Raw genomic sequence first — 12,719 nt, 5'->3', positions numbered from 1 at the left:
TGTTGAAGGTCGTCGCCGCCCGTCTCTGCGCGCAGCGCTTCGGCATGAAAAAAGAGGCGAGAGCTAATCACCCTCGCCTCTCGCAAAGTCCATGCTGCTGTTACTGTCTTGTCACCCTGACATCGTCAATGCCAGCCTCCACGAGGCTCGCCCCGGAAGCATCGGCGGCCTCGATTCGAATCGTTACTGTCTGACCGGCGAAGGCGTTCAGGCTAACACTGGTCGAGGCCCACGCGGCGTCTACATCCGCCGCCGCGCCCAGCCTCTGGAAGACCGTTGTGGTAGTCGCCCCGCTTACGATACTTACTCGCAAAAAGTCTGCGCTCGAAGCGTTGCTCCCGTGCGCCAGATAGAAACTGAACGACAAGGTCAGAGTGCCCGTCGCGGGCAGAGTGATTGAGGGCGAGCGAATTGATGTCACGCCGCCGTCTATGTCGTTAACCCCAGCCGATGCGCCCGCGAGCCTGCCCGTCACCAGGTCGTTGACTCCGCTGATGGTCGTGCCGAGTTGCTTCGGCCCGCTAGAGTTGGTGTCCTCCGGGTTGCCGCGCTCCCACTGGCCCGTCGTTGCCGTATCGGTGCCATTAGCATTAGTCACCCAGCCCAGGCTGGTCTCGAAGTTATCGAAGAAGACGGTCGTTCCGCCTCCGCCGCCTCCGCAGTCTGACGGGACATCAGTCGCGGCGTTGTGCGTGGTCCCGTTGTTACCCGTCGCCGACACGCCCATGCCGTGACGCGCGAAGACTGTCCAGATGTTGCACCTGTTCGCGCCGCCGTTGATGCTCTGGTCGGCTTGCAATATTCCGTCGCGGGCGTTGAGAAACGAGGGGCTGCAAGGCGTGAATTTCATGCCTTCCAACACAATGCGGTCGGCTATGGCAGCGCCCAGCGTGACGCGGAGGTCCCACAGGGCAGCGGCCCAGACTTCCCCGTCGCGGTGAACTTCAAATCCCCCGACGCCGAGGTCTGCGTAAGAATCGTGGACCGGGTTGGCCGGGACCGTGTAGGCCGCGCGCCTGATGCCGTTAGTGGTGTTGTTGGTCACGTACTCGCCTACGCGGCCATCGTTGTAGAAAGTAATCGCCCAGTAATCCGACCAGCCTTCGCCCATAGCGCCCGCTTGGGTGCCGCCGAGGCAGCTAGTGTTGGCAGGCCCGCCGACAAGGCGATTCGATACGCCGTGACCGTACTCATGCAGCACAACGTCACCGTCTTCCGAACTGTCGCGGTCGTCGCTGAGAGAGGTCGTCCCTTGCGTGAAGAGGAACTGCTGCATGCGCGGGCGGCTCCCTTCGGGCGGGGTCGCAAAGTTGGCGTTGTTTGTGCCCGACCCGTCTTGCGCTTCGGCCCTGACGGAATCGTTACCCGTGCCGCCGCGACCGAAGTTGTTGGTCTGGAAGTTCCCAGCCGACTCCGTGAAGCCGAGCCTGTAGACGAAGTCATGCATGACGTTGCAGAAGTAGAAGAGGTTCGTCACCGACGCGGGCCTTTGCGTGCGCGGGTCTACGCCGAGCGTGAACGGGAACGTGAAATCCTGCGTTGCAGAAGAAGCGTGCCCGTTCGAAAGCCCCGCCGTGTTGTTGGGGTCGGGAGTGTTGTTCGCGTCCGTGTCGAGGTACGATTCTACGTTGTTGCCTGTCGTGACGGTCGAAGTGCCCATCCACCCCGCCGCCGTATTTATCACGGTGTCGCCCACGAAAGATTGTAGCGTGCGCGGCGTGGAAATCGGGTCTCGCGTCGCGACCGTTCCCTGCGCCGCGTCCGCGTAGAGGTTATTGCGCAACAACAGCGCGCCCGTGTTCGCGTCCAAACATATCTCGTACCACTCGCTTGCGCCGGCCTCGACGTAAGAGTGCCAGGCGAGCACGCCCCGGTCGCCCACGCGCATGACGGCCAGCTCCGAGAGTATGTCTTCATAGCCGGGGCCTAGCGGGTTTCGGAAACGGGCGCGCCCGCCTCGCTCCGAACGAGCCTCAACCATCTCAATCGCGGCGGGGGCCAATCGGCCCGAATACTTGAACGCCTGGTTGAGCGCCTGCCCTTCAGACAAAACCGGGGTCGTATTGATATCACCGTTCGGGATGACCGCGCCTTCCATAACACTGAGCACTTCCCCGGCAGCGCCTATGGCCATCTGCACCTGGCCTTGAAATACGGAAATGCCATCAATCGTCTGAGTGTAATTCAGGAATGTAATGCCCTGATCATTATCCGTGTTTTCAAGTTTCAGGCCGCGCACTTCACTCCTCGTCAGCCCGAAAACGTCGTTGTGCTGCCTGAGAAACGCGCGCGCCACCTGATCGGCGGACCCGGTCGAGGGTCGGGACAACGCCGAGGCGAGATTGAAGAAAACCTTCGGGACGCCCGCCTCGTTGATTTCGTAGCGCAGGTTTTCGCGGGCTTCAGGTGAAAGGGCGGCGCGGAAATTTTCAATCGCGTTCTTCCGCGCTTGCAAACCGGCGCTCTCGCCCGGCGCTTTCGCAGCCGAGAGTCTCTCGACCTCCGCAACCTCGTTGCGTATGTCGTAGTTGGGCAACCCTATGACGGCGGATTGCCAGGGGCTAATCTTTGTCGCCGAGGCAGCGCTCGACGCGCCGAGCTTTGTCATCGAAGGGGCGATCAAAGCAACCAGGAATAACACAAACCATATCTTACGCATAAAGTCTTTTCTCCTTTCGATTCCGAGTCGCAGAATGGGTAAGAGGCCGCTCGCACCTCCTCTTTCAAGGCGGGCGGCCTTAGTTGTGTCGTTTTCGTTTTACGCAGTCCCTCTCACCACGGGAACGATGAGCGGGCGGCGCAGACCATCGGGGCGACGATAGAGTAACGCCTTACTAAGGGAGTATTGCGCGCACGCAGGCGCACCACCTCGTTGGTCTTGTCTGTGCTTTACCTTTTGTTTTCTTAGTGGGAAGAAAATCGAGGATCGTCTTGACTCCACTCTTCCGCCAAGCAATTACTGACAGCGTGCTTTATAACATAATGAAAACGGTAATCTCAAGCACTTTTACAACCGGGTGGTGAGTCAATGAAGGGATATGTTTGGAGCACGGCCTTCAGGCGGAAGATTATGTCTGCGAAGCGTTCCGCCTGAAAGCGGCACTCCAAACTTTTCTTCCCTCGACGTGAGCGCTCAAGGGATGTTGTAGCCGAGCGGCTTGAGAATCACTCATCTTCGCTCGCTTCGATCAATATGAAATACGGCTCGTCGAACAACACGTCGCGCCCGAACAGGATTATGTTGGCGGTGGCTTGAAAATTCACTGGCCGCTTCGCCAGTCGCTGCAATTCTTCGCGCAGAGGGTTCAAATCGGGCGCGATGTGCGGGGCCTTGTCGCCCAGAGGCTTAGTGTGCAGCGCCGGGATATAAAATTCGTCCTTATCCCAGCAATCCATCGCTTTGCCGCCGATGAGCGTTACGTCTAAATCGCTTGTACCTTTTCCGTCCGCATCGAAAGGCTGCCCGTCAGCATACCGCTCGTTCGTGATGACGCTGCCGCGAAGGGCGACGCCCGTCCCTCGGGGCAAGCCTTCTCGCAGCTTCTCCAGGAAAGCCTCAAACCGCCGCCGGTCCCCGTCAAACCCAAGCCGAATGATGCGCTCGCGAATCTCTTCATCAGTCATTTGCTTCACTTCACTACTCATACTTTGCGCTCCGTCTCCGTACGATTCTTCGTTGCTTTTTGCAAAGAGACTGCGTGCAATTCTTGTACCGATTTAAAGAGCTTCTTGCGGACTCCCTGAGAAATGAAAGCAAGGCTGAATTAGCAATATACCCCCTAATGAGGGTCGGCAGGGTGCAAACCTGTCCCTCGTTCAGACTCCACGGTGATAACTGCTCTGCAAATAAGCGAGGTGGTATTATGCGCCGTCACCCCATGCGCGCTGCGGTTCTGGCCTGCCTGTTCGTCCTCAACTTGACCTACTTTCCTCTCAACCTCAAGGCCGACGTTTCGAATGCTTCAAATGCTTCCACCTGGACACGCGCGACCGCGTCAGGCACTTTCGCGCGCAGGATGGTTGACGGGCGAGCCGTTTGTCTCGAAGCCAGCGCCGAACAAGCTCGCAGAATCAAAGGGCGCGACCCGAACTTAAGCAGGCCGCTGCCGGTCTCGGATCAGCCCGGCGCTCAAGCTTCAGGCTTAAAGATAATGTTGCGCGGCCCGGCCCAGTTGCAGAGTTTCCCGCTCGCGCGAGCGGCCTTCAAGCGCGCAGCCGTTCGATGGGAGGCGTTCATTCAAACCGAGGCCGTTATCGTCATAGACGTTGATTTCGGCCCAACATTATTCGGCGAGCCATTCGACGATAAGGTAGTCAGCATCACTGACGCGCAGGTTCTCCGAGGCAACTGCCTTTATCCAGCGATCCGGGCCGGCCTGATTTCCGAAGCCTACACCTCCGAAGAAATCTCAACGTACGATTCGCTCCCCGCGAAGGCCGTGCGCACGGACAAGGGGGACGCCGCAGCCATGACGGCTTCGTCGGCAACGCTTCGCGCGCTGGGTTTGATCAATCAAGTGGCTGACGCTGAAGCCGAGTCGAGCAGTTTCGGCCCGCCCCCGGCAATCGGTTTCAATTCAAAGTTCGATTTTGATTTTGACCCTGACGATGGCATTGATCAGGGCAAGCTGGATTTCGAGAGCATGGCTTCGCACGAGATAGGCCACGTGCTCGGATTCATATCATCCGTCGGTCAGCAGGAAGTTAACCCTTCCGTCGGAGCCGAGCCATCAATATGGGATTTGTTCCGGGTTCGCCCCGACTCGACCGGCGAAGCCATCGCCGCCGCCCCGCGCATAATATCTTCGGGGGGAGAGCAGAGCTTTTACGCGGGCGACGATTCGCTGGCGTTATCAACGGGGCGGCCCGACGGCACGGGCGGCGATGGCCGACAGCCGTCGCATTGGAAGGACGACATTCTCACGGGGCGATACATAGGCGTCATGGACCCGACGATTGGGCCGGGCGAGCATCAGGCGATCACCGGAAACGACATAAGCGTTCTCGACGCCATCGGGTATAGGACCAGCAGCCCTGACCCGCTGCTCGTCCCTTTGATTTCGGGCCGGCCTGAAGCCGGAGGGCTGACCGCGCCGCCTGTGAATCTGGGCGTGCTTTCGCGGACGCAGTATTCGATTGCGGTCCCGCGAGGCGCTACTCGGTTGAAGATAGATTTAAGCGGGGATCAGGACGTAGACCTCTTCGTCCGGTTCGGCCAGAGAATATTGATCGGAGGCTACAGGCCGGTAAGCGATTACAGGTCCGCGACCGACGCGAACTTTGAAAGCGTGACCGTCACGCCGTCGAGTTCTCCGCCTCTGCGACAGGGAGTTTACTTCATAGCCATAGCGAACTTCGGGAAGGGCGACGCGAATTTCACCGTCACCGCGACCGTCACCGGCGGCACCACTAGCAGCGCCATCAGTCGCGCGCCCGCGATCTTCAACCTCAGAGCCAATCTCGAAGGCGACAGTTTAGGACTCGACTATGCCGCGACGGATTGCAATGGCGATTTGGAAATGGCTGAAGTGAGCATCCTTGACGAAGCGGGGCGCACGATTAGCCCCTTGTCGAGATTCGCGATAGCGTTCGGCAACTCGACTCAGGTTGAATCTCAATTGACCGTTAGCGGCCTGGGCGCGATCCCACAAGCGTCACTGGCGAGCGTTGTTTTAGTTGATCGCTCCGGCAATAGAAGCGCCGAAGCAATCGTTGATTTCAGCAAAGCTCAGGAAGGCGGGCTGACGGTGACAAAGGCTTCATTCGACCGTTCGAGTCTCACATTAAGCGTTCGCGGATTGGCGGACGGTTTGGAGCTAGAGATCAACGGCCATACGGTCGCGCCGCCGCGAAAAATCAAAGTGAAGAAATCAGGAACCAGGCTGGTGATTAAAGGCGATGCCGGTCAATTGTCTCTCAAGCCGGGACTCAATCGAGTTCGCGTGAAAAACGCGTTCGGGTGGTCGAATATTTTCGCGCTGACTATTTGACACTCTCGGAGTCACCCGCCTCGTCGCGAGCCGCCGCCCGGTTCAAGCAGCAACCGGCGATCAATCAGGCCACCATAAGGCTGCGGTCGCCGCCGGTTTGCATAACTTGACTTCTCTCCACAGCCGCTTGTGCCATGCTCGCCACCGACTCGTCGCGCATGAAAGCCAGCCCGCGCCTCGCCTGGTTGCTGTCAACGACAATCGCATCCCCGGTTCGCACCTGCCCGCTCGCGAGAAGGTTGGCGAACGGGTGAACGAGGAATCGCTCTATGCTGCGTTTGAGGTGGCGCGCGCCGTACTGATAATCCGTGCCTTCGACCAGCAAGAACTCTCTCGCTTCGTCGGTGAGCTTGAAACTGAATTGCGCGCTCAAGCCTTCCGTCATCCGGCGCTCGACTAAGGCGAGTTCGAGGTCAAGTATCTGGCCGAGGTCTTGTTGCTTGAGGCTGCGGAACGTCACCACCTTGTCTATACGATTCATGAACTCCGGGCTGAAATGACGGCGGGCCGCTTCCAGCGCCGTGGCGTAGAGCTTGTTATCTAATTTATCGTCTACGACGCTGTTGGCCTGCGCCGGGGCGAATCCGATGGAGCCGTTGATGAGCTGGCCCATCTGCTTCGCGCCGAGGTTGGAAGTCATGATGATTATGGTCTGCGAAAAGTCCACGCGGCGGTTGTCGCCTAAGGTGAGCGTGGCCCTGTCGAGTATGCCGAGCAGGAGCTTCCATAGCGCGTCGGAAGCTTTTTCAATCTCGTCAAACAGCACGAGCGTGAACGGGTTGCGCTCCGTGTGGTAAAGGCTCAGGTTGTGTTCGGTCAGCATGGGCGAGGTCTCGCGGTGGCCGAGATAGCCCGGTGGCGAGCCGATCAGTTTCGCGATCTCGTGCGAGTGCTGGAACTCCGCGCAGTCTATTTTTACGAACGCGCTCGGCGAGCCGAAAAGTATTTCGGCGGCGGCTTCCGCGACGCGGGTCTTTCCCGACCCGGTCGGCCCCAAAAACAACATCGTCCCTATCGGGCGGTTGGGGGAGGCAAGCCCCGCCTGAAATACCTGGTAAAGCGAAGCGAGAGACCGCACGGCACGCCCCTGGCCGACGATGCGCCCCGCGAGCTTTGATTCGAACTCTTCGACGAGCGGGCTTCTCAACTCGGCGTCGAGCGCCACCATCTCTGTATTATTCGTGACAATCATCGAAGCACCTTCTTTCCGCGCTTGCGCGCCCTCATTCGATCACCACGCGCTGAAGATACTTCAAGCAGGTTTTCGAGTCACCGCCCGCACGGGTAGCAATGTTCGACTTTTTTCAGTTCGCGATTCAGTAGAGAAGAAACAAGCATGGCGCGCGGCCATCGCATGGGCGGCGAATATTTTTTGGTTATTGAAGGGTTCAGCGATTGACAGGCACACTGAAGGTGGAGGTCGTGCCTTCGCCTTTGCCGGAGACGATCTTGAATTCGCCTCCCATCTCCGAGGCCCGCTTTCGCATGCTCATTATCCCGTTGCCGCCTCTCCACTGGCTCGCGCGGTCTCCCCCGGCATCGGCGGCCATGGCCACGTCGAATCCTTTGCCGTCGTCGCTCACCTTGAGCGTGATCCACTCGCCGTCCACGCGAAATTCGACCTCGGCCCGCGAACAGCCCGAATGCTTCACTACATTGTTGACGCTCTCTTTGAACACCAGGAATATCTCGCGCCGCAAATTCGCGCCCAGCTCTATATCATTTTCAGACGGCGCGGCTTGAAAGCTGAAAGCTATGTTGCGCGAGGTGAAGATGTCGCTGGCGAATCGCCTCATCCGCTGCAAGAGGTCGCTCAGATGATCCTTCTTCGGGTTGATCGCCCAGACGATGTCGCTCATGGCATCAACCAATTCGTTAGACACCTTGATGATGCGCGCGAGCGGCTCGACGCTCCGCTTATCGCCCCGGCCCGCCTGCTGGTGCGCGACTTCGCTGAGTATAGTGATCTGCGTCAGGCTCGACCCGATGTCGTCGTGCAGGTCAGTCGCTATTCGCTTACGCACCCGCTCAAGCTCGGCCAGCCGGTCCTCGCGGCTTTTCCTCAACGCTTCTTCCGCGCGCTTACGGTCTATCAGTTGGCCGATGTGACTCCCGATGGTTGACATTATTTCGAGCAGCTCCGCGTCCTGCTCCTGCTTGACAGTTGTGAACAGCTTGAGCACGCCGAGGACTTCATGGCCCAGGAGTACCGGGAAGCCGAACGCGTTGGGCGAATCCGCACTGCCCGCGCCGCCATCCGTCGCGCGGTTCCACCCGGCGACGCAGCGCAAGGCCCGCGTCTGCGGGTCAAGCTCCCATAATTCGCCCGCGTCCCATCCGGCAAGGCTGCACACCGCTTGAAGGATTCTCGGCGCGGCGTCGTTTAAGGTGGCCGATTCCGAGATGATGCCGGTCACGGCGGCTTCGAGCGCGAGCGAGCGGTTAGCCTTGCGAAGCTCCGCGCTCTGCGTCGTCAGTTGTTCGGTCAGCTTCCGAGATTCGGTGAGCGCGCCATCAAGCTCTCTCAATCGCGCGACGCGGTAACGATCAAAGGCGAAGACCACCGACGCGACGAGCGACACCGCGAGCGCGATGAACCACCACCGACGCCAGAAGGGCGGCAATATTTTGAAGGCGACCGTGGCGGGCGACTCGCTGAAGGTGCCGTCGGCGCTCACGGCCCGCACGAGGAAGCGGTACGCGCCCGGCGCAAGGTTGGCGTAATTTATAGTACGTTGAGCGGTGTGCGGGGTCCAATCCGCGTTCGAGCCTTCGAGCTTGTATTGATAACTCAATGCCTCGCCCGCGCCGAACGCGAGGGCGAAGAAATCTATCTGAATGTTGTTCTGACCTGCCCCCAGCTCAAGGCCCGTCACGGCGGTCTCGCCCAGTTCAGACAGCGAGACGGCTTCGCCCGAAACGCGCAGGCCGCTGATGAAGACGGGCGGCGGAGAGGTGGCTCGCTCAGGCTCAGGGACGAGCCGCGAAAGCCCCTTGGTAGTCCCGAACCACAGCGCGCCCGTTCGATCACGAAAAGCCGCGCGGAACTCCCCGCCCGTCAGTCCATCGGTCGCGGAGTAATGTTTGATGCCGCCCGTTTTCGGGTCGAGCAGGTCTATGCCCCGAATGCCGAGAACGTAAATGCGCCCCGTCGAATCTCCCGTGACGTTTTGAACGATGTTGCTCGCAAGCCCATCGGCTTTTGTGTAGGTCAAAAGGTGCGGGTGGTCCGCCGCCGGGTCATCAATACGGCACAGCCCCCCCTGGCCGACCGCCACCCAGAGCCGACCTGTTGGATCAACATACATGTCATTGATCGCGCCCGCCGACAAACCTTCGTCCGGCCCCAGTAGCGTGAAGCGGCCATCCCTATATCTGGCCAGCCCGCCTTCGCGAAAACCTAACCACACGTCGCCCGCCGCGTCTTCGCAATAAGCGAGGACGGTGACGAAGGGCCGCAGCCCGTCGGCTTCCGAATAACGATGAAAGCTCGCGGTGCGCCGCTCCCATCGCGTGACCGATTCGCGCACCGGGACGAAAGAGGCGACCCATATGTCGCCGCGCGAGTCTTCGAACAGGCGCGTCACGTCGTTATCGCTCAACCCATCGCGGGTCGTGTAAACGGCTTTCGGCGGCGTCTCGGCCAGTTGCTCGAAGCGATTCACTTTCGGGAAGCGGCAAAGCCCCTGGCGCGTCGCGATCCACCACTCGCCGGTATGATCTTCGATGAAGCCGTTGTTATTGCGCCAGCTCTTATCGGTGACTCCTGCGGGCAAGGCGGGCCTGATGGTCGAGAACCTTCTACCGTCAAAGCGACTGATGCGCCATATGCTGCTATAGACATAAAGCTCGCCCGCCCGGTTCTCGAAAATCGTGCCGACGATCTGCCCCAGCCCGTCATCTTCGCCATAATTCACAAGCCCGCGCCTTGTAATCTTCAACGCGCCATTGGTATCCGTAGTGATCCAGAGGTTGCCATCCCGGTCCTCGGCAAACGTGCTGATCCTGTCTCCCTTGCGCTGCGCGACCATGTAAGTGCGCGAGGCGTCGCCATTGAATTCGATCAAGCCGCCGCCGAACTCTGCCGCCCATATTCGCCCGTCAGAGGTCTGGCATAGCCCCATCAAGTCCTTGCCTGAAGTCGTGTAACGACGCGCATCAACAGTGGCAATGGGCGAGAGCGCGCGCCCTTCATTCAACGAAGAAACCTGCTCGGGGTTGAACACTATCAAACCCGATTGATGCCCCAGCCACAGCCTGCCCTGCCCGTCGGCTAACAATGCCGCGACGGCGTCTCTATTGTCGAAGGGTTGAATCGCGTAATGAACTATCCGGCCATCGGGCAGGCGGTGAACGAGGCCGAAAGTCGTGCCGACCCACAGGCTGCCCGCGTGGTCTTCGGCCAGCGCCAACACCTGCACCTGAATGTCCGCGTGCGAAGGTATGCCGAGTTGGACGCGCTGAAACTCGTCGCCTTTCGATTCGTCCAAATAAAACAACCCGCCGTCGGTCCCCGCCCATAGCAACCCTGCGCGGTCTTTATATAGAACGTTGACGCGATTAGTCGCAGGCTCAGGGCCGACCGCATAAACTGTAAAGCGCGGCGGCGGCGCTTGGCCCGCCGAACGGCGCGCGACTGCGAGCGGGTTGAAGCGGACTACGCCATCGCTATTGGTGGCTATCCAGTAGAGGCCATCGCTCGTCTCAAGCAAATCGTTAGAGGACGGGGCGGGCAGCCCGTCTTCGACCGTGTAGCTGGTGAATTGATAACCGTCAAAGCGGCTCAGCCCTCCCGCCGTGCAAAACCACAGGAAGCCATGCGAGTCATGCACGATGCGCTTCACGCGATTATGCGCCAGCCCGTCAGCCGTGGTGTAAGACTTGATCGGCAACCGCTCGGCCCTCGCCTCGCCCGCCGCAGCAAACAACGCGGCAAGCAACAATGCTATGCAAACGGCGCGGCTGATTTGCTGCGAGTCAGCGGGGATCATCAAGACTCCTTTGCGATGCGGTGAACGCGTGAGCGATCTATTGTAAAACAGTACCGCGAGGGTAGCGAGCGGGTCAGGCGCGTGATGCCATAGACCACCCACCCGCTACCGCTCGCGGTACTGTAATTCCCACCCAAGCGGGTGGCGATCTTCCGGCCTCGAATCAATATGCTTGCGTAGAACAAATTTGCGAAAGGAGTCTCTATGAATCAAATACTCATAACGATAATTCTTGCTGCCGCCATGTCGCCCGCCCTGGCGCAAGACCAGGATAAATCATCCGTTTCTGACGCGCAGGTTGAACAGGCGTTGCGACAGATCGAGGGCGAAGTCCTGGACGCTTTTCTTAAAGCCGACACGACGACGCTAGACCGCGTCTGGGCCGACGAGTACAGCTTCACCGCCCCTAACGGCATGGTCGTGACAAAGGAAAACTATCTCTCGCTGTTGAAGACCGGCAGCCTCAAGTATGAGTACGTGAAGCTGGAAGACCTGAAGGTGCGCGTCTACGGCGGCACTGCCGTGGCGGCGGGCCGAATCACTGTGAAGGGGAAAGTCGGGACGCACATCATCAACGGGCAGGACCGTTATCTCACAGTCTATATCAAACGGCAGGGCCGCTGGCAGCAGGTGGCTACGCATTCATCGCGCATCGCCGCGCAACCGGCGCAATGACGCGAAACGGGTTTCAAATCGCCGCCCGCATGGGTGGTGACCGTCGAAGCTGATTTCGGGTATCTATTGCGAAGCGCTTGCCGATCAAGAACACGCAGGCGCTTCGGAAAGTTTATGAATCAGATGAGCGCAAAGGAAGCCAACGACGAATACGGAACCGCCTCGGCTGAACGGCCTGCGGGCGCTAAGGCCGCGATGCGCAGTAAGTGGAATCGCATCCCGCTGTGGGGCTGGTGGGTCGGCGGCTGCGCTTTGACACTGGCGCTGTGCTGGCTCCTGTTCTTCCTGCTGACAAAAGACCCCGGCTTCGCGCTGATCGTCAGGGGCGCGCCGCCCGGCAGCGATGTCTTCGTAGACAACAAGGCCGTCGGCACGCTGCGCGCCGATGGGACCATAAGAGTTGCGCTCCTCGAATCGGGGAAGCGAGTCGTTCGCGTTTCGCATCAGGGCTATGACGATTTCAACACTTCCGTCATCGGCAAAGACGGCGAAACGAAATCCGTCATCTACTCCGCGCAATCCGTAGCCGGCGACGCGCCCAAAGAGATGGCCGAGATTGATTACAACGGCCCGATGATTCTGGTTAAAGCAGGCGAGTTCATAATGGGTGATGATAATCACGAACAGAACGAAAGGCCCGCGCACAAAGTCACTCTGCCGGATTACTACATAGATAAGTTCGAGGTTAGTAACGCGCAGTACAAGAAGTTTTGCGACGAAACCAAACGGGCTTACCCGACGAACCCTCACTGGGACCCGCAGTACTTCAACAATAACCCCGACGCGCCGGTGGTCGGAGTCAACTGGAACGACGCGGCCAGCTACGCCCGGTGGGCGGGCAAGCGCTTGCCCACGGAACAGGAGTGGGAGAAGGCCGCGAGCTGGGACCCCGGTTCGCAACAGAAACGTCAGTGGCCGTGGGGTAATAGCCCTGACCCTGGCCGGATCAATTTAGGCTCGGACCACCCGAACAATGTGGGCCAGCAGCCCGGCGGGGCGAGCGCGTACGGGGTTCAAGACCTCGCGGGCAGCGTCGCCGAATGGGTAGATGCTTCTTACCAGC

General features: G+C 59.6%; 7 protein-coding genes. 3 read left to right on the top strand and 4 right to left on the bottom strand.

Translation table 11 applies throughout. The annotated features are described in order from the left end of the window. Positions 1–100: 100 nt before the first annotated feature. Together VJ464_03310 and VJ464_03305 are read right to left on the bottom strand one after the other, a co-directional pair. Positions 101–2,659, bottom strand: a complete 2,559-nt coding sequence (locus VJ464_03310; GenBank protein ID HKQ04136.1) for a M36 family metallopeptidase — start codon at positions 2,657–2,659, stop codon at positions 101–103. 506 nt (positions 2,660–3,165) lie between these two features. Then, positions 3,166–3,645 carry a hypothetical protein gene (locus tag VJ464_03305; GenBank protein HKQ04135.1) on the bottom strand — a complete coding sequence of 160 codons (480 nt, stop codon included), beginning with the start codon at positions 3,643–3,645 and terminating at the stop codon, positions 3,166–3,168. A 218-nt stretch (positions 3,646–3,863) separates the two neighbouring features. Between VJ464_03305 and VJ464_03300 the strand changes: the two genes are divergently transcribed. Continuing rightward, positions 3,864–5,990, top strand: a complete 2,127-nt coding sequence (locus tag VJ464_03300; protein ID HKQ04134.1) for an NF038122 family metalloprotease — start codon at positions 3,864–3,866, stop codon at positions 5,988–5,990. Between the two features lie 64 nt (positions 5,991–6,054). On the opposite strand, the gene VJ464_03295 is transcribed toward VJ464_03300, so the two are convergent. Continuing rightward, positions 6,055–7,182 carry an AAA family ATPase gene (locus tag VJ464_03295; GenBank protein ID HKQ04133.1) on the bottom strand — a complete coding sequence of 376 codons (1,128 nt, stop codon included), beginning with the start codon at positions 7,180–7,182 and terminating at the stop codon, positions 6,055–6,057. Between the two features lie 196 nt (positions 7,183–7,378). Continuing rightward, the gene (locus VJ464_03290; GenBank protein HKQ04132.1) at positions 7,379–10,981 is read right to left on the bottom strand and encodes a two-component regulator propeller domain-containing protein; all 3,603 of its coding nucleotides are present in this window, start codon (positions 10,979–10,981) and stop codon (positions 7,379–7,381) included. A gap of 204 nt (positions 10,982–11,185) precedes the next feature. Between VJ464_03290 and VJ464_03285 the strand changes: the two genes are divergently transcribed. Then, entirely contained in the window at positions 11,186–11,656 is a 471-nt protein-coding gene (locus tag VJ464_03285; protein HKQ04131.1) for a nuclear transport factor 2 family protein, read from the top strand. A gap of 114 nt (positions 11,657–11,770) precedes the next feature. Next, positions 11,771–12,719, top strand: a 949-nt coding sequence (locus VJ464_03280) for an SUMF1/EgtB/PvdO family nonheme iron enzyme (protein HKQ04130.1), incomplete at its 3' end; no start/stop codon positions are given.

Source organism: Blastocatellia bacterium (assembly GCA_035275065.1).
Classification (GTDB): Bacteria; Acidobacteriota; Blastocatellia; order UBA7656; family UBA7656; genus DATENM01.
Note: the sequence above shows the minus strand (reverse complement) of the source record. Positions and strands in the feature narration are given on the sequence as shown.